The organism is Pseudomonas sp. NFPP12, assembly GCF_900103205.1.
Classification (GTDB): domain Bacteria; phylum Pseudomonadota; class Gammaproteobacteria; order Pseudomonadales; family Pseudomonadaceae; genus Aquipseudomonas; species Aquipseudomonas protegens.
In genome coordinates this window covers 1,337,278-1,354,526 of record NZ_FMWW01000001.1, presented here as the reverse complement: position 1 = coordinate 1,354,526, position 17,249 = coordinate 1,337,278, and the positions used below count along the sequence as shown (strand labels likewise).

General features: G+C 64.1%; 22 protein-coding genes. 14 read left to right on the top strand and 8 right to left on the bottom strand.

Going from position 1 to position 17,249, the window contains the following annotated elements; all coding sequences use genetic code 11:
• Positions 1–56: 56 nt before the first annotated feature.
• On the bottom strand, positions 57–1,394 hold the full coding sequence (locus BLS75_RS05745; RefSeq protein ID WP_072452241.1) for a HAMP domain-containing sensor histidine kinase: 1,338 nt from the start codon (positions 1,392–1,394) through the stop codon (positions 57–59).
• Positions 1,394–2,086, bottom strand: coding sequence for a response regulator transcription factor (locus tag BLS75_RS05740; RefSeq protein ID WP_072452240.1), 693 nt, complete (start codon positions 2,084–2,086; stop codon positions 1,394–1,396). The genes BLS75_RS05745 and BLS75_RS05740 overlap by 1 nt, the downstream gene beginning before the upstream one ends.
• 182 nt (positions 2,087–2,268) lie before the next feature.
• Between BLS75_RS05740 and BLS75_RS05735 the strand changes: the two genes are divergently transcribed.
• From BLS75_RS05735 to BLS75_RS05695, 9 genes are all read left to right on the top strand, one after another.
• On the top strand, positions 2,269–2,964 hold the full coding sequence (locus BLS75_RS05735; RefSeq protein WP_072452239.1) for a helix-turn-helix transcriptional regulator: 696 nt from the start codon (positions 2,269–2,271) through the stop codon (positions 2,962–2,964).
• A gap of 5 nt (positions 2,965–2,969) precedes the next feature.
• Positions 2,970–3,755: a PhzF family phenazine biosynthesis protein gene (locus BLS75_RS05730; RefSeq protein WP_072452454.1), complete on the top strand. Its 786-nt coding sequence runs from the start codon at positions 2,970–2,972 to the stop codon at positions 3,753–3,755.
• Positions 3,756–3,870: 115 nt separating this feature from the next.
• A complete protein-coding gene (locus BLS75_RS05725; protein ID WP_072452238.1) occupies positions 3,871–4,518 on the top strand; it encodes a hypothetical protein in 648 nt (215 codons plus the stop codon).
• A complete protein-coding gene (locus BLS75_RS05720; RefSeq protein ID WP_015635370.1) occupies positions 4,515–4,991 on the top strand; it encodes a surface-adhesin E family protein in 477 nt (158 codons plus the stop codon). Before BLS75_RS05725 ends, BLS75_RS05720 begins: the two co-directional genes overlap by 4 nt.
• A gap of 135 nt (positions 4,992–5,126) precedes the next feature.
• The gene (locus BLS75_RS05715) at positions 5,127–5,420 is read left to right on the top strand and encodes a hypothetical protein (RefSeq protein WP_011060967.1); all 294 of its coding nucleotides are present in this window, start codon (positions 5,127–5,129) and stop codon (positions 5,418–5,420) included.
• 40 nt (positions 5,421–5,460) lie between these two features.
• The gene (locus BLS75_RS05710) at positions 5,461–5,811 is read left to right on the top strand and encodes a hypothetical protein (protein WP_072452237.1); all 351 of its coding nucleotides are present in this window, start codon (positions 5,461–5,463) and stop codon (positions 5,809–5,811) included.
• Between the two features lie 107 nt (positions 5,812–5,918).
• Positions 5,919–6,527 carry a hypothetical protein gene (locus BLS75_RS05705; RefSeq protein WP_019093795.1) on the top strand — a complete coding sequence of 203 codons (609 nt, stop codon included), beginning with the start codon at positions 5,919–5,921 and terminating at the stop codon, positions 6,525–6,527.
• 16 nt (positions 6,528–6,543) lie between these two features.
• Positions 6,544–7,131: a hypothetical protein gene (locus BLS75_RS05700; protein WP_072452236.1), complete on the top strand. Its 588-nt coding sequence runs from the start codon at positions 6,544–6,546 to the stop codon at positions 7,129–7,131.
• A 475-nt stretch (positions 7,132–7,606) separates the two neighbouring features.
• Positions 7,607–9,214 carry an alpha/beta hydrolase gene (locus BLS75_RS05695; protein WP_072452235.1) on the top strand — a complete coding sequence of 536 codons (1,608 nt, stop codon included), beginning with the start codon at positions 7,607–7,609 and terminating at the stop codon, positions 9,212–9,214.
• 92 nt (positions 9,215–9,306) lie between these two features.
• On the opposite strand, the gene BLS75_RS05690 is transcribed toward BLS75_RS05695, so the two are convergent.
• From BLS75_RS05690 to BLS75_RS05670, 5 genes are all read right to left on the bottom strand, one after another.
• A complete protein-coding gene (locus tag BLS75_RS05690; protein ID WP_072452234.1) occupies positions 9,307–10,005 on the bottom strand; it encodes a hypothetical protein in 699 nt (232 codons plus the stop codon).
• A 91-nt stretch (positions 10,006–10,096) separates the two neighbouring features.
• Positions 10,097–10,651, bottom strand: a complete 555-nt coding sequence (locus BLS75_RS05685; RefSeq protein WP_072452233.1) for a UPF0149 family protein — start codon at positions 10,649–10,651, stop codon at positions 10,097–10,099.
• Positions 10,652–10,746: 95 nt separating this feature from the next.
• On the bottom strand, positions 10,747–11,148 hold the full coding sequence (locus BLS75_RS05680; protein WP_011060973.1) for a hypothetical protein: 402 nt from the start codon (positions 11,146–11,148) through the stop codon (positions 10,747–10,749).
• A gap of 254 nt (positions 11,149–11,402) precedes the next feature.
• Positions 11,403–11,879 carry a MaoC family dehydratase gene (locus tag BLS75_RS05675; protein WP_072452232.1) on the bottom strand — a complete coding sequence of 159 codons (477 nt, stop codon included), beginning with the start codon at positions 11,877–11,879 and terminating at the stop codon, positions 11,403–11,405.
• Positions 11,880–11,888: 9 nt separating this feature from the next.
• The gene (locus BLS75_RS05670; protein WP_011060975.1) at positions 11,889–12,506 is read right to left on the bottom strand and encodes a LysE family translocator; all 618 of its coding nucleotides are present in this window, start codon (positions 12,504–12,506) and stop codon (positions 11,889–11,891) included.
• 242 nt (positions 12,507–12,748) lie between these two features.
• On the opposite strand from BLS75_RS05670, the gene BLS75_RS05665 reads away from it, so the two are divergent.
• The 4 genes from BLS75_RS05665 (at position 12,749) to BLS75_RS05650 (ending at position 14,907) form a co-directional block, all read left to right on the top strand.
• Complete coding sequence (locus tag BLS75_RS05665) at positions 12,749–13,201, top strand: Lrp/AsnC family transcriptional regulator (protein ID WP_011060976.1); 453 nt, start codon at positions 12,749–12,751, stop codon at positions 13,199–13,201.
• A gap of 71 nt (positions 13,202–13,272) precedes the next feature.
• Positions 13,273–13,503, top strand: coding sequence for a DUF3079 domain-containing protein (locus tag BLS75_RS05660; protein WP_011060977.1), 231 nt, complete (start codon positions 13,273–13,275; stop codon positions 13,501–13,503).
• A gap of 45 nt (positions 13,504–13,548) precedes the next feature.
• Positions 13,549–14,199 carry a DUF2239 family protein gene (locus tag BLS75_RS05655; protein WP_072452231.1) on the top strand — a complete coding sequence of 217 codons (651 nt, stop codon included), beginning with the start codon at positions 13,549–13,551 and terminating at the stop codon, positions 14,197–14,199.
• Positions 14,200–14,286: 87 nt separating this feature from the next.
• A complete protein-coding gene (locus tag BLS75_RS05650) occupies positions 14,287–14,907 on the top strand; it encodes a LysE family translocator (RefSeq protein ID WP_011060979.1) in 621 nt (206 codons plus the stop codon).
• A gap of 45 nt (positions 14,908–14,952) precedes the next feature.
• On the opposite strand, the gene BLS75_RS05645 is transcribed toward BLS75_RS05650, so the two are convergent.
• Positions 14,953–15,540, bottom strand: coding sequence for an AidA/PixA family protein (locus BLS75_RS05645; protein WP_065363866.1), 588 nt, complete (start codon positions 15,538–15,540; stop codon positions 14,953–14,955).
• A 459-nt stretch (positions 15,541–15,999) separates the two neighbouring features.
• Between BLS75_RS05645 and BLS75_RS05640 the strand changes: the two genes are divergently transcribed.
• Positions 16,000–17,187, top strand: a complete 1,188-nt coding sequence (locus BLS75_RS05640; protein ID WP_072452230.1) for a PrpF domain-containing protein — start codon at positions 16,000–16,002, stop codon at positions 17,185–17,187.
• Positions 17,188–17,249 lie beyond the last annotated feature (62 nt).

Here is a 17,249-nt window from a genome sequence, read left to right as displayed (position 1 = left end):
ACACTTCCCGGTCGGTACGAGGTTGTGTCAGGGAGCCGGGCGAGCTTGTGCCGGGCCTAGGCGGCGGGCAGCAGCAGGTGCATGCACAGCCCGGGGTGGCCGTTGCTGGCCCAGATCCGCCCCTGGTGCAGCTCGACGGCGCGCCGGGCAATGGCCAGGCCCAGGCCGAAGCCGTCGCCCTGGGCCGAGTCCAGGCGCTGGTAGGGCTGGAAGATGCGTTGCAGGTCCTGTTCGGCGACCCCTGGTCCCTGGTCTTCCAGGCACAGGTGCCAATAGGCGCCTTCGCGCCAGCCGCGCAGGCTCACCCGGCCGTCGGCGGGGGAATAGCGGATCGCGTTGCGCAGCAGGTTCTCCAGGGCCTGGGCGATGCTGTCCAAGTGCACCTGGACCCGGCACTCGGCGTCCAGCAGGCAGGGCAGGCGCTCGGCGTCCCAGGCGCTTTCGAAGCAGGCGTCCTGGCGCAGGGCTTCCCAGATCGACAGCACCTGCACCGCTTCGGTAGGCAGTTGCGGGCGCTCGGTGTCGAGCCAGGCCAGGTCCAGGGTGTCTTCCAGCAGGCGCTGCATGTCGGCGATCTCCCGGTCCAGGCGCTGGCGCAACTGCTCCGGCGGCAACCGGCTGTCATGGGCGATGCGCAACCGCGCCAGGGGCGTGCGCAGCTCATGGGACAGCGTGCGCAGCAGCAGGCGCTGCTGGGCCAGGCTCTGGCGCAGGCGCTCGGCCATGTGCTCGAAGGCCAGGGCCAGTTCCCCCAGTTCGTCGTGGCGGTTCACCAGGGGCGTGCCCAGGCCCTGGCTTTCCAGGTCGTCGGCGCGCAAGGCATCGGCGCGGTCGCGCAGGCGGTTCAACGGCAGCACCAGGTGGCGGTAGAGCAACAGGCCGAGCAGGGCGGCCAGCAGGGTCGGCACCACGCCATGGCTGAGCAGGTGGGTCCAGGGCGTCAGGCCACTGGGCAGCAGGCGCTCGGGCAGTTGCAGCACCAGCCGGCCTTGCTCCGGGTGCTCGGGGAATTCGATGCTGACGTAGGGCAACTCGTCCTGCAGGCGCCGGCTCATGGGCCAGTCGAGCTTGCGCATGAAGGTCAGGTGGCTGGCTTCCTCGGCGGTCAGCGGCGTACTGCCCAGGCTCTGCAGGCGATCGCCGATCACCGCGACCCAGGTGTCTTCCCGGGTTGCCAGTTGTCGCTGGAACTCATCGACCGCGGCCACCCCGCCCTGGCGCCAGGCGTGCTCGGCCTGCTGGGCGTAGCTGGCCAGGTACTGGCGGTCGGCGGGGTCGAGAAAATAGGTGCTGCGCTCGGCCGACAGGCCCCAGGTCCAGATGATCCAGGTCAGCAGCAGGCAGAAGCCGATCTGCAACAGCGCCAGTTTCCACAGCAGGGGGTGACGGCGCATCAGTGGCGTTCCGCTTCCACCAGGATGTAGCCCGCGCCGCGCACCGCCTGGATCTGCAGGTGCTGCACCCCAAGTTCCGCGAGTTTGCGCCGCAGGTTGCACACGTGCACATCCAGGCCGCGATCGAGCCTCGTGTAGATGCGGTGCAGTACGTGCTGATAGAGAAAGGGCTTGCTCAGGGTTTCCCCGGGGTGCTCGCGCAGGGTCACCAGCAGCCGGTATTCCGAGCCGGTGAGGCCCGCTGCGCGGCCCTGGTGCAGTACGTCCTGGGCCTGGTCGTCGAAGCTGAGGATCGGGTCCTGGCGCGTGGCCTGCAGCTGTTGCACCCGGGCCATGCGCCGCAGCAGGGCGTCGGCGCGGGCGTCCAGTTCGGCCAGGCTGAAGGGCTTGGGCAGGTAGTCGTCGGCGCCTCGGGTAAAGCCGGTGATGCGGTCCTGCTCGGCGCCCAGGGCCGACATCAGCATCACCGGCGTGCCCTGTTCCTGGCGCAGGGTTTCCAGCAGGGCCAGGCCGTCCATGCCCGGCAGCATGATGTCCAGCAGCACCAGGTCGAAGTGGCCGGCGCGCACCGCGGCCAGCCCCTGGCGGCCGTCGGTGCAGGTGGTGACGGTAAAGCCGCGCTGGCGGAAATGCAGGTCCAGGTCGTCGCGCAGTCGCGCGTCGTCTTCCACGAGGAGCAGGTTGGGGGTCATGGGGCAGAGCACTTGAATGGGGATATTTAATGAGAATGTTTTACATTTGCGAATATTGCAGCAATGCCCTTGGCTATGCAATTGCCATGATGGGCGGGCATGACCGGGATCAACTGAACAAGAAGTTGAATATTCAACAAGGTGTTGATATTTTTCCTGGCCGTTCACCTTGGTAGTCACCCATGAACCGATCTTGCGCTTCCCTGCTTGCCGAACGTCAGCTGGTGCTGCAGGTGCTGCACAGCACTTTGCAGATGCTGGGCAGTGTGGTCGGCCGGCATGTGGAGATTGTCCTGCATAACCTTGACCGTCCCGAGTGCTCGATCGTCGCCATCGCCAACGGTCATGTCACCGGGCGCCGGGTAGGCGACCCGGTGCTGGTCGGGCCGCGCCAGGACCTGGGTTTTGCCGCGGTGCGACGCGCCCTGCAAGACCGCTCCGCGGCGACCCCGCTGGTGCTGGAGAACTACCCGACCCTGGCCCCCGATGGCCGCGAGCTGCGCAGTTCCACGGTGATCTTTCGCGACAGCAGCGGGCAGCCCTTCGCCAGCCTGTGCAGCAACAGCGACCTGAGCGGTATCGCCGCCGCTCATGCCTGCCTCGGGCAGTTGCTGGGCCTGGGCAGCGCGCCTGCGCCGCGCCGCGACGAAGCCCCCGACATGGAACAGTTGCTGGCCCAGATCATCCAGGACGCCTGCCCGGGGAACGGGGCGCGCATGAGCAAGCAACACAAGCTCGACGCCGTGCGCCAGATGCAGGAGCGCGGGGTGTTCATCGTCAAGGGCGGGATCGAAAAGGCCGCCGCGGCCCTGGGGGTGACCCGCTACACCATCTACAACTACCTGGAACAGATCCGCGCCCAAGGCGCCGAGGAATGACCGCGATGCAGCTCGATATCTTTCAAGTGGATGCCTTTACCTCCCACGTCTTCGGTGGCAACCCGGCGGCGGTGTGCCCCCTGGATGCCTGGTTGCCGGACGAGGTCCTGCAGCGCATCGCCCTGGAGAACAACCTGTCGGAAACCGCCTATTTCGTGCCCCGGGGCGAAGTCTTCGAACTGCGCTGGTTCACCCCCACGGTGGAGGTCGACCTGTGCGGGCACGCCACCCTGGCGGCGGCCTGGGTGCTGTTCGAGCAGTTGGGCGAGCGCCGCGACGTGCTGCGCTTTGCCACCCGCAGCGGCGAGTTGCGGGTGAGCCGCGAGGGCGGCCTGCTGTCCATGGACTTTCCCGCCAAGCAGCCCGAAGCCGTGGCGATTCCTCCGGCCCTGCTGCAAGCCCTGGGGTTGCCGGCGGCCGAGGCCCTGTACCGCACCGACGATTACCTGCTGGTGGTGGACGACGAATCTCTGGTGGAGGCGCTCAAGCCCGATTTCGCCGCACTGGCCGCCTTCGATGTGCGCGGCATCGCCGTGACGGCGCCGTCCCGGGCATTCGATTTCGTCTCGCGCTGGTTCGGCCCGCGGGTCGGGGTCAATGAAGACCCGGTCACCGGTTCCGCCCATACCTCCCTGGCGCCTTACTGGGCCGCGCGCCTGGGCAAGCGTCAGTTGCGGGCGCAGCAGGGCGGGGCGCGCAAGGGCCAGCTGGAGTGTCAGGTGCTGGACAACGGGCGGGTGATTATCAGCGGCTACGGCGCGTTGTACCTCAAGGGCAGTATTTTCCTCTGAACCGGCTGCGGCGCCGCTCTGCCATGCAGGCCTGGTGCCTGCAGGCGGATTTGTCTCGGCGGTGCCGGCGGGAGTAGAGTCGCGTTTTTTTCGCCTGCTCAGGATGCTCCAGACCATGCAACGGACGCGCACCTTGCCCCGCCTTTCCACCTCACCGCTGTTGGCCTTGCTCCTGGGCTTGAGTGCCGGCGCTGCCCAGGCAGCGAGCCTCAGCCAGAGCCTGCTGGAGTGCCAGCCGAGCTTTTTCAAGGCCCTGTATCAGCAGCGAGCCGAGCTCGGGCAGGTGGTGAAACTGGCGGAGAATCAGCGCCAGGGCATCGCCTGGATTCCGGTGGCGGAGCGCCGCGACAGCGCCACCGCGCTGATGGCGTTTTCCCGGCCGCTGCTGGATCAGGGCCTGCCCCTGACCGCCTACTACGACCGCCAGTTCGACCTGGGCGAGCAGGGCACCTTTCACTTCTGGGGCTTTGAAATCGATGCCAGCCGCGAGGCCGTCATGGCCGCGCTGCCCCAGGCCGGTTGGCAGGAGACTGGCGAATACTTCGTCTCCCGGCCGCAGATCAAACTCAACGCCGCGACCCCCTGGCAGGACAACCCGGCCGCCGCTTCGGACATCGCCCCGGCGCCGGGTTCCGCGGAAAAGATCCTCATGCTCAGCCAGGAAGACGGCAAGACCCGTTTGCTCTGCTCGCTGCAGGGCACTGTCGATCAGCCATTGCTGGAGCAGGAGCGACCGGACCTGGCCCAGGGAGCGGGCCAATGAACAAGCTGTCGAGCTTGAGCGCGGCGCTTTTGCTCGCCGGTTGCGCGCATTCGGGTACCCCCGGGGAGGCCCCGGCGCCGCAGCGTCCGGACGGCATGTTCAAGGTGCTGGAAAGCCCGGAACTGGCCACCTACTTTGCCGCCAACTCGCTGGCCCTCTACCAGAACAACCCGAACCTGCGGCAGTTCTATCTGGTCAACAACTACGCCAAGCCTGCTGCGCTGGGCGGTGGCAAGCCGCCGATCTACAGCTCCCGCGCGACCCGGGTGATCAACTGCGAGAAGGATGAGTCGGCGCAGTTCGGCCGGGTGTACTTCTCCGAGCCCTTCGCCCAGGGCGTGGAGGTCATGCGCAAGGAAGATCTTGCGCAATGGGCCGCCTTTCCCCGTCAATCGTTGATCGGGGAGCTGCGCAACATGGCCTGCGCGGTCGATCCGACCCGGCTCAAGCTGGCTCCGGCACCGAGTCGGTGAGCGGTGTCAGCCGGGCCTGTTGTTCAGCCCGGCCAGGCCATGATCAGCATGGGCGGTGGCCTGCCTGATTGAAGCGCGCGCCGCACGCCGCCCAGGCGGCGTTCTGTCCAACTGTTGAGCACCCAGGAAGTTTCGATGCTGGAAAGCAACCGCACCATCACCCTCTCTGGCGAGCAGGCGCTGCAGGCCCTGGCGGAGCTGGAGTTCGTCTTGATCTCGTTGCACAAGATGGGCGCCTACTACATGGATAAACCCGTGGCCGACTACCAGCGCGCCACCACCGATTTCATCGATAACCAGCAGGTCACCCAGCGCCTGGCCCAGGTGCGCAGGATTCTCAGCGAACCCTTCGACCGTACCCTGGGGGAGGACGACATGGACGACATCGAGCGCCATGTGGAGGGGCTCGAACTGTGGCGCCCCGAGTAGCAGGGCGAGGGCTGCCCGCCGATTTATCAAGGAACCTGCCATGTCCAGAATAAGCATCGCCGCCGCGACTCCCAGCACTGACCTGGCGCTGGTCAAGTTTCTCCATCAGCGCCTGGGCCTGTCCCTGAGCGTTGCCCAGGGCTATCTGCGCCGTGGCGCCGAGGGTTTCTTCTACAGCGCCAAGCTGTTTCACAACGACCATGTGGAACGTGAGCAGGAACTGCGCGACATCTTCGCCTTCTGCAACAACGCCCAGGTGCCGCTGCTGATTGTCGAAAGCGACCCCGATGAGGAGTGGAACGGGGTTGCGCCCGAAGCGCTGGAGGACTGCGCGATGCCCCAGGAGCACTTGTTCAATCTGCTCCAGGCCTATGAAGAGGATTATCAATAAGGCCCGGGAGCGGGCCTGTAGCGCCCAACCGAATGCGAGGTTTTCCTAAAGTTCTGGACGCCGGGGTCGAGACGTTGGTGCTGTCCGTCCCTCAATAAGGATATTTCGTGTTCAGAACCCTCCTCAGGGCCACCGCCCTTGTCGCCACCCTGGCGCTGACCGGCTGTGTGTCCTACAACGTCACCGGCCCCTTGGGCGCACCGCTGCATCCCGCGCCTGCCAGCAGCCCGCGCACTGCGCAAATTGCCGATGTGCAGGTTTCCGCCGCCGGTATCGACGAAGCCACCCGCACCGCCATCAGCCGCTCCCTGACCGCCCAGCTGACGCCCTACGTCAAGAGCGCCGGCTACTTCCAGCAACTCAGCGAATTTCCTACCCGCCTGGGGGAAAACGACGTGGTGCTGAAGTTCAACATGACCTCCCTCAAGGGCCATCGCGGGCCGCACCCGGGCTATGTGCCGGGGGCCCTGCTGACCCTGACGCTGTGGATCTGGGTCAATGGCCCGATCTACGTCGACAGCTTCGACCTGGCCGGTGATCTGTCGATCGTCGATCGCGACGGCAAGGAACTGGCCAGCGCCAGGGAGCAGCTCAAGTTCGAGCGCAATGTCGGTCTCTACGGGCGCGAATACTGGGCCCCGACCCAGGGCGCCAAGCAGCTCAACGAGCTGGTTGGCACATTGCTCGACAACGCCACCGCCCGGTTGGCGCACTAGGATCAAGGAGCGTCACATGTTCGGTTCCATCAAGCACGCACTGGTGCTGGCCGCGGTACTGCTGAGCGGCTGCGTGTCCTATTCGCAACACGAACTGACACCGGTCACGGCCTGGCCACCCACCGCCCAGGCGGAGCAACACAAACCCACGGCCTTCGTGCGCACCACCGCGATGAACCAGGTCAATGGCGGCCCGGCCAATGCTGCCGCCGGCGCCCCGGCCGTCGCCTGGGAAGCGGCGGTGGCCGATACCTACCGCCAGTCCGGGCGCTTTGCCCGGGTCAGCACCGACAAGGTCGAGTCGGACCTGTACGCCGAAGCCACCCTGTACAACAACGAACAGTTCAGCATGGCCTCGGCCATCATCACCGGCGCCACCTTCTTCATCATCCCGTCCACGGCGAAGAACACCTTCACCCTGGAGACGGTGTTCAAGGACAAGGACGGCAAGGAATTGGGACGGATTCGCAAGAGCGAGTCGGTGCGTACCTGGATGCAACTGCTGCTGATCGTGGCGATTCCTTTCCAGGCGGATACCCGCGACGTGGTCCAGCAACTGGCCCGCAGCACCCTGGATGAAGCGGTGCAACGCCAGTTGCTGTAACCCCCGCGCAGCACCTGATGGCAGGCATGAAAACGCCGCTGGCCCGGGTAGGGCCAGCGGCGTTTCTCATGGGGCGGGCCAGCAGCGGAACCAGTATTCTCATGCCACTGCACTGGCCAGAGCCCGGCGTAGTTGATCTTGTAGTAATTTATTATTTTTGTGTTTATTAAATAAAAGTTGATTGTCGGCTAACTATAAGTTCGCTATCGAATAGGTTTTTTTCAAGTAGTGGCTGGATTTAAATTTGATTTGTGCTAGCGAGTGAGGGCAGGTTGGAGTGTTGAAGTAAAGCAGGTCTCATGTGGAAAAGGCTTTAGAGGTAAGTCTTAATATTTATATATCGAGATACTGGCTGAGTGCCGCTTGCTGACTATAGTGGTGTTGTGACTAGGCAAGATGTCCACGTTGCCTCTAACTAATGTGTCTACGGCGCGAAGGTCAGTATAAGGGTCAGGAGTGATCCAGGGAGTTAGTTATGATGCGTCTCAAATGGTTAAGCCTGATTGCCTTGGGAGTAGGAGTCGCTGGTTGTTCCGGACCCGGGTCGGTCATGGAGCCTTATGAGTCGGCATTGCAACTGGATAGCACCAATGCAAAAAACTTCCATTCCAGCCTGTATTTTCCATCCGGAACCGCCTTGCATTACCCAGGGTATGTCGTGGCCATTGAAAAAAGCCCACAGGCCATCGTCGGCGGCCCCAAGGCTTATCCTCAGGTCAGCTTCGTCCGGAGCGGCCAATACATCAGCGCGGAAGAACCAAGCCGTTGGGGAACACCAAGTCAGATCAGGAGATTTCAGGAAAGTGACTCTAAGGCGATGTTTATTTCGCACATCATAAAAAACTCGATAGCCAAGGACACCGCCGGGGCAAGTGATCCTTATCTTTCAAAGAATCATTGCTTTGTATATAACGCTTACGCGGCAAAGCAATTATCACTCGTCAAAAAAAACTATGATCTGGCGAAAATAAGTGACTGGCATGCCTGCTCAATATCCACCAATCTGGACAAGGTGGATGCCCATGCCTATCAGTTTTACGATTATGGAAAGTATGCGCTGCTATCGCTGGAAAATAATTTGACCCAGGACCTTCGGCAAGGTAGTTACACCCATGTTCTGGTGATTGTCATGGGGTGGAACACTGCCCAACAAGAAGCAATACGAAATTTCAATGATTTGGCTGGTAACTTGATGGCCGCTTCCTTGGAAGCGGCCAAGGGACAGCAAGAAAGTCCGATCGACAGGACGGTGGCAATCAAACCGCTGGTCGATGATCAGGTGACTGGTCACTTCCGCCCCTTGGTCATTGGCGTGACTTGGCCGTCTTATTGGTCCAACTCCTTCGGCAACGTATTCAGCTATTCAAATAAGGCCAATGATGCGGACGAAGTAGGCTTGTCCTGGCTGAACAAGATTCTCAACGAAACCATTCCGCGCAGCCTGGCGGCCTCTGGCAGCAAGGCCAGGGTTGTTGCGCTAGGCCACAGTTTCGGGGCGCGCGCCATGACTCGCGCGGTGTTCAGTTCACCGGCCCTGGTGCCTCTTGGCAGTCAGTTCCCCGATCAGCCGATGGTCACCAGCCCGGTTGATCTGGCCGTTGGCTTGCAAGGGGCGATGAGCATCAACCGTTTTGCCCCGGATCTCGGACGTGAAGGCGCTCCCTATCGGGACTACGGGCATCTTCAAAAGACCAAGGTGGTGCTGACTGCAGCCACCAACGATTCGGCGACCGGCGCCCCCTTTATCGTCTGGACCGATCCTGCCGGATCGATCGGCTCATACCACAAGGCCTGCGATACGACCGACCCCCAGTACCAGCGCATATTCGAGTGCATGACGGCTTCTGACACATCCGCAGTTCCAGGAGGTCGGTTCGAAGTCTGCAAGCACGGTCAGCAAGGCTGCGCCGAGCCGTTCAAGAGCACCGGCCCGGACAGAAAAGTGGCCTATATCGACGCTTCTAACGGTATTACCGAATTCAACTCGCCGGGATCCGGAGGAGGGGCCCACAGCGATATCTACCGCCTACCGATGGGCCGTTTGCTGTGGAAACTGATTGAGGAATATGCGCCTACCCAATGATCTGAGGGCCTTACTACTACCCTGTTGAAGCGCACCCAGCTTTGCAGGCATGGCGCACACCATGCCTGCTTAAAACGGGAATGGACCTTTGATCAGACTTTCACGGCCAGGAGTAGTGAAGCGGCTCGTGAAGCGCAGAAGGTTGCATCATCGCGCCAAGTCACCATGAGCTGGCCTAGAGTTAAATCGGTGATGGCCGGCAATGAGTACCAATGACCATTCAAGTGAAGTTGGATGTCCTGTCGTGGAATGGTTAGGCAGGGGGGATCGCAAATGATGTATCGACACTCTTGATCGTTTTGGGTCCCATCGGCAAAGCTTGTTCGCCCTGTCAACGCCGCGGTGTCTTTTTTATAGCGAGCCAGAAAGCACAGGAGCATCCAATGTTTGTAAGGCGAGATCAGCCCTGAGGCAGCCTCAATGCACTCCTCATGGTGCGAGGCAATCTTCGTTTGTGCATAGGGGAATGGGCTGTAGTAGTAGAACACGTACACCAGACCATGGACGGCTGCGTAATTTTTCAGCGCTTCGTTCATCGTCAGGTCTTGGGAATGACCTCCTCCCTGGTTGCGGCAGGGTATGGTGAATTCGCTTGAGAAGTATCGCGTCCATTGGTCAGCCGCTTCTGTTCGGTAATAGAAGTCCTCGTCGGGCTCATGATCGCAAGTTGGCAAGCCGGACAGATATTCCTCCAATGTCGGTGGGGCGGCGGGTGCGGGAATGTCCTGCGGCTGCGGCTGCGCTGGTGCATTCCGGCTGAAAAGTCTCTTGATGCATTTGAACATGAGCATTATCCGTCCTTGGCTGGCAGACTTCCCCGAGCGGGAAGTCTGCCTTTTTTTGCCCCTTAGGGCCCCCGTGGTGCTTCTGCTGGCGTCAGCCTCAGCGCTGCGCCGTCCAATAGGCATGCAGTGCCCGCGCCGCCGGTTCGATGGCCGCTACCTGCTGGCGATGCTGGGCCAGGTCGAGGTCGGCCGGCAGTTCGAAGTTGTCCTGTTCGGCACAGTCGATGATCGTCTGCAACAGGCCGGTCTGTAGTGCCGGCATCTGCGGCCAGTTGCCCACGGCCACGCCACGCAGGTAGCCAAAGCACCATTCTTCGGCCAGCAACAGGTCCTGGCCCTGGTGTTCGGTGGTTTCGAAACGTGCATGGAAACCCTGGGCATCACTGGCCAGTTGTTCGGCCAGGGTGTTGATGTGGCGCACGCACAGGTCGATGAACTGCCGGCACTCTTGCGGGGTTTCCCAATTGGGGTTCTCGCCGCCCCAGATCGCCGGGAACCATTCGGCGATATCCACCTGGGTCGGGCCCGACACCAGCGCGGTGAAATAGCCGTCCAGCTCGCAGGGGTTGAGTACCGAGTGGTCGTCGCCGTACTTGAGCAGGGTGTCTTCGAGGGTTTCGAAGTCGGCGGCGTTCAATGGGGTGTTTTGCATGAGAGAAGTCCTGGAAAAAGCAGCGGCAAGTTTCCGGGTTCAGGCCCCGGCCTGCAAGCCTTGAACGGTATGGGCGGCGCTTGAGTGCGCGGCCCTCAGGTGCCGCGCAACAGGTCCTGGGAGTCCAGCAGGCGGTAGGCGATTTCCGGGCGCTGCTCCATGGCCCGGCGGATGGCGGCCGGGATCGATTGCCGGGTCTTGCGGCACAGGCCGGGCAACTCGCCCAGGGAAATGGCGATGCCGCGCATGCTGCGGACCACGTTGTCACTGGGGCTGATCTCGACGCGGATGCCCAGTTGTTCGTACATCCGCCGCTGCATGTGTTCCAGGTCCGCCAGGTCCTTGAGGTTTTCCAGGCGTTCGAGCAGGCGCTTTTCCTCCTGGCGCGTGAGATTGAGGATGCGCAGGTCGGCTCCGGGGGTGTCCAGCAACTGCTCGCGCTCGCAGATGCAGGCGCCGGGCGGACAGGGTTGGCGGATCGCGGGGCTGGGGTTCATGGTGATCCATCATAGCGATCCCGTAGCCGCTGTCAGAGAAAATTCTGTGCTTGGCCAGCTCCTGCGGTATGACGCGCTGGCGGGGCTTTGTGTAGGAGCTGGCTTGCCAGCGAAGGCGTCTTCGGGTGCGCCGCAGGGCGTGAGGGCCTCTTCGCCGGCAAGCCGGCTCCTACGAGATGGCGTGGTGGCGGGGCTTTGTGTAGGCGCTGGCTTGCCAGCGAAGGCGTCTTCGGGTTCGCCGCAGGTCTTGCGGCCTACAGAGCCAAGGGGTTGCCCGGGTCGCCTTCGGCGAGCATCTGGCTCAGTAACTGCCGTTCCTGTTCGCCGGGAAGCACGCCGCGGGTTTCGCCTTCGAGTACGATCACGCCATCTTCGTTGCTCAGGGTGATGACCGCCGTGGCCCGGCCCCGGGCATCCACCTCGGTGATCAGCCAGCGGCAGGTCACGGTATCCCCCGCATAGACCGGGCGGCGGAACTGGAAGCTCATCGCCGAGGCCAGCCAGCCGATCTGCCCGCCGATCTCGGTCACCAGGCTGGCGGTCAGCAGGCCATGGGCCACCGGTTCGCGAAACCCTCGGGCCTCGGCGAAGGGCAGGTGGTAGTGCACCGGGTTGTAGTCCCGGGAAATCTCGGCAAAGCGCTGGATGTCCTGGGGAGTGAAGCATCGCGACAGGCTGAAGCTGTCACCGCTTTGCAGCCCGCGAGCCGCTCGTTGTCTGAAGCTGTGCATGGGTCTTCCTCAAGCCAGGAGTTGTTCCGCCAGCAACACTAGCGCAATCAGGACCATCAACCCGCCCGACAGGCGACTGACCCACAGCGCCGCCACCGGCCGCGCCTGTAGAACAGTGCGCGAGCCGAAGCCCACCAACAGGTAGATCACCGCGCAACTGAAGGCATGCAGCAGCCCCAGGGCGAGGATCTGCAGCGACACCGGCCAGGCGGCCGCGGGGCTGGTGAACTGTGGCAGCAGGGCCAGGAACAGCAGGAAGACCTTGGGATTTAGGCCGCTGACACACAGGCCCTTGAACGACCAGCGCGCCCAGGAAGCATCGGCCTGGCCTGCGCCGGCCTGGGGCGTGGACGGGTGGCGCAGCAGGCCGACGCCCAGCCACAGCAGGTAGCCGGCACCGGCCACGGTCAGGCCCGCAAGGGCCAGGGGGTAACGCGCCACCAGCCCGCCGACCCCGGCGGCTACCACCAGGGTCGCCAGCAGGTGCCCGCTCAGCAGCCCGGATACCGCGGGAATCACCACCCGGCCGTTGAGCCCGGCAGAGATGGCATAGGCCCAGTCGGCGCCGGGGGTGATCACGAACAGCAGCGACACTGCCCAGAACGCGGCCAACATGCTCGGTTCCATGCTGGCTTACCTCGGCTGGCTGCAGGTAGCGTGGGCGGGGCAGGCGGTCGCGCTAGGCAGCGCAGGGTGCGGCTTGGCAAGGGGGTAGGGCATGGGGCTTTCTCACGGGCATCAGGGGCTCGACCGCCGCACAGCTGCGGTGAACAGGGGCTTCAAGGTGTGAAGAAAGAATAGTGAAGATCGAGGGGGATTTTTTCTCTAATATTCCAACTACAAACCTTCTAATGGGGAAAATTATTCAAATGGATCGGATTGATCAGAAGATTCTTGCCGAGCTGCAAGCCGACGGCCGACTTTCGGTCACCGACCTGGCCGAGCGGGTCGGTCTCAGCCTGTCCCCTTGCCATCGCCGGGTACGGGCGCTGGAACAGTCCGGGGTGATCCTGGGCTATCGCGCACAACTGGCGCCCAGCGCCCTAGGGCTGAATTTCTCGGCCATGGTGTTCGTCACCCTGCGCGAGGGCGATCATCAGGCCGTGGCGGCCTTCGAAACTGCCTTGCAGGGCATTGTCCAGATCGTCGAGGCGCAGCGGCTGTTCGGCGAGCCCGATTACCTGCTGCAGGTGATCACCCGCGACCTGCCGGCGTTCCAGCGGTTGTATGACGAACGCCTGTCGACCTTGCCCAACGTCCAGCGCCTGACCTCGACCCTGGTGATGAAGCAGGTGATCCAGGACCGCACCCTGCCATTGTGATCGGGATCAAGGCTCGAAGGCGCCGCAGGTTCTAAGGTGCAGGCTCCTTCATCCAGGTTCCGGGAGCCGCCATGGCCAAGCCCTTTCCCCTGCGCCCCAAACACCCCGAGCGGATCTGCTGGGGCTGCGACCGCTACTGCGCGGCCAATGCCCTGGCCTGCGGCAATGGTTCCGATCGCACCATGCACCCGGCGGAAATGCTCGGGGAGGACTGGTACCTGGACGGCGATTGGGGCATCGAGATGCCCGCCGACAGCGAGCCGGCCCCACAGCGGCAGTCGCGAGGGCCGGCCGCTGTTTAAATATTACCCGGGTATTATTGATTGTCTTATTAATACCCGGGTAATATGCAGCCTCGTTTCCTTGAGGCCATAACCATGTCCGACTCACTTACCCAACCCGTCACTGCGTTTCAGGCCCAGCAGGTGCTGGCAGCCGGCCCGTTGCTGGAGGTCGCGCTGGCGGTCAAGCGTGCCAGCGAAGAGGCGGCGCCGCAGCCGTTGCTGGTGTTCGACGATGCCAGCGGCCGGGTCATCGACCTCGACCTGCGGGGCACCCCGGACGAAGTGCGCCAGCGCCTGGCCGCCACGCCGGCGCCGGGCAACGGGCGCTATCGCCCGCGCCAGCCTGCTGCTGCGCCGGTCGAGGGCGAAGAGGCTGCGCCCCGGGGGCGGGGGCGACCCAAGCTGGGGGTCATCGCTCGGGAAGTGACCCTGTTGCCGCGCCAGTGGGACTGGCTGGCCGAGCAGCCCGGTGGCGCCTCGGCGGTGCTGCGCCGGCTGGTGGACGAAGCCCGGCGCCATGGCGTCGAACCGCAGCGCCAGCGGGCCGCGCAAGAGGCGGCCTACCAGTTCATGCTGGCCATGGGCGGCGATCTTCCCGGTTATGAAGAAGCCATCCGGGCGCTGTTCGCCGCGGACCTGGCGCGCCTGCAACAGTGCATCGAGGACTGGCCGCAGGACATCCGTGCCTATGCCTTGCGCCTGGCCGGGGCGTAATCGCCGGGGCTGGCTTGTGTCCCGGAGCCCAGGCGTTTTATGTTCCTTGCCGGTCAACAACGACGCCTTGCCGATTCTGGAGTGCCTATGAACCTCGCCACCCTGGCGCTATTTCTCCCGGCCTGTTTCGCCCTGAACATGGCCCCCGGGCCGAACAACCTGCTGTCGGTGCGCAATGCCAGCACCTACGGTTTTCGCACCTCGTGCCTGGCGGGCATCGGCCGCCTTGCAGCGTTCGCCCTGATGATCGCCCTGGCCGCCGCCGGCCTGGCGGTGGTGCTGCAAGCCTCGGAGCTGTTGTTCTACGGGATCAAGATTCTCGGCGCGGGCTACCTGCTGTACCTGGCCTATCAGCTGTGGACCGCGGACCCCCAGGTGCAGAGTGCGGAGCGCAGCCGGGTGTCCGGGCTGCTGGCCCTCAGCCGGCAGGAATTTCTGGTGGCCATCGGCAATCCCAAGGCGATCCTGATCTTCACCGCGTTTCTGCCGCAGTTCGTCGAGCCCGGGGCGCCGGTGGGTTCGCAGTTCCTGGTGCTGGGGCTGTTGTTCCTGCTGCTGGAGTGGATCGCCATCAGCGCTTATGCGCTGATGGGCCTGCACATGCGCCGCTGGTTCAGCGAGCCTGCGGGCAAGCGCCTGTTCAATCGTTGCTGCGCGGCGTTGCTGTCGGCGGCGGCCTCGGTGCTGTTGCTGGCCCGGCGCGCCTGAAGCCTGGAGCAAGCCTCTCCCCGCAACGGGGAGAGGCCATGGCCATCAGTGGATGGAGAAGTACGGGTCCCAGGAGCAGTAGGCGATCACCTTGTTGTTGCTGTCCAGGATCATGAAGGCCCAGGTGTAGGTAATGCGTGAGCCGACCCGGGTGGCGTTGGCCTGCCAGTAGTAGTTCTGCACGCTTTGCGCGATGGGCTGCCCGGCCGGGTTGTCCTTGTCGATGATGGGCAGCGGCGTGCTGTCCAGGACCACCGGCGTGACGTCGGTCAGATAGGGCGGATTGCCGGCACTCGGTACCGGGTTGGTCTGGGTGTACTGGTACAGCAGCACCGCGTTGTACATGCCCTTGGACAGGCTGGTGGCGCGCCAGCGGACAATGTCCCCCTGACGCAGGTTGACCGCCAGTTCGGAGCCGCCGTCCGGCCCGTCGGTGTTGTCGCGGCGGGCCACCATGTAGACCACCTGGTCGGACAGGCGCTGGCCGTTGCTGTAGTAGTTGTAGAGCTGGGTGGGGGTGGCGCTGTGCTGGCTCAAGGTCAGCGTGTTGCCGCCGTCGAAGGTCTTGCCGTTGCTTTCCAGAATGGTGTCCACGTCAATGGTGACAAGGATATCCACGATGTTTTCGTTCATGTCCGGCTCCCTGTTGTCGCGCTATGGGCCTGGCGATCCAGGCCCGGGTGTCATCGGCTGTGCAGCGTGCGGCCACCGAGCATCCGGGCGCGGCGCAACAGCTGTCGGGCACCGGGCGAAATGCACTTCCATGAGGTCGCCAGTGGAATCTAGAAGCTCAAGACTGTTAGTCAAATGGGCCGGTCAAAAAAGCGCCGCGAGGGCGTCCTGGCCGCTTCGGACTACAGGCCTGTAGCACCCGTGCCAAGACCCAGGTGCTGATCGGCCCATAGCGCCGCCTGGGCGGCATGGCTCAGGCCCAGGTCGTGATCGGCCCCGGGCACGATGTGCAATCGGGCGACCCCGGATCGCCAAGCGACAGGCCCCGGGATCGGCCGCGACGGTTTATCATGCTGCGCTGCCGCCCGTTGCCCGTGCGACAAGGGGCTGCTCCATTCGCCCACCCTGGAGGCGCCCGCCATGCCTGATCTGCCCAAGCCTGCTGCCATCCCTGAATTCCCCGTGTGCCACGCCCGTGGCGGCACCTCCACCGGGCTGATCCTGGCCCGCGAAGCGCTGCCCCGGGACGAAGCCCTGGTGGAAGAGTTGCTGCGCCACCTGATGGGCGTGCCGCTGCAGGGCGAGTGGCCGGGCAATACTCAGATCACCGGCCTGGGGCGCGGCGGGCCCACCAGCAACAAGGTGTTCATCGTCGAGCGCCGCCCCGGCGAGACGCGCATGGTCAGCACCCTGGCGCAACTGGCGGCGGGCAAGAGCGCCATCGACTGGAGCGTCAACTGCGGCAACATGTCCGCGGCGTTGCCGCTGTATGCCCTGCAGCGCGGCTGGCTGGAGCCCGGGGAGGGCGGTGGGCAGATCGAGATCTACAACAGCAACACCCAGACCACGATGTATGCGCGTCTGGGCTTCGCCAATGGCCGGCTGCTGAGCGACACGCGGATTCCCGGGGTCAACGGGGTGTTTCCCGGGGTCGACCTGTTTCTCGACAAGCCGGTGGGGGCCAAGACCGGCGCGCTGTTCCCCACCGGCAAACGGGTGGACCTGCTGGACGGCATCGCCGCCACCTGCATCGACGTGGCGGTGCCCATGGTCATCCTGCGCGCGGCGGACCTGGGCAAGACCGGCGAGGAAACCCCGGCCCAGCTGGACGCCGACCCGCAATTCAAGGCGCGTCTGCTGGAACTGATGGTGCTGGGCGGGTTGCGCATGGGCCTGCGCAAGCGCGATGGCAGCCTGATGAGCGCCGACGACCTGCGGCGCAGCGAAACCATCCCGAAGATCTGCATCGTCAGCCCGGCGCGAGAAGGCGGCGATATTGCCACCCGTTACTTCACCCCGCAGAACGCCCACCCGTCCCTGGCGGTGTCCGGTGGTTGCTGCCTGGCGGCGGCGTGCCTGGCCGAAGGCACCGTGGCCCATGCCTTGTTGGCGCGGGCGCCGGTGTTAGGCGAGGAGCCGGGCGAGTACCCGCTGGCGATTGAAAACCCCGCCGGAGTGCTGGAGACCCTGATCAACGCCCGGCTGGCCGGTGGAGAGCTGCTGATCGATGGCGCCGCCTACCGGCGCAGCGCGCAGATCCTGTTGCAGGGCAGCACGCCGCTGTACAACGCCTCGGCGGAACTGATCGCCGCCCTTGGCGCCTTGTAGCTGCTGCCAAAGGCTCGCCGGCGCTCCCGCAACCGCCGAGGCCCCTTCGGTGCCTTGCGCAG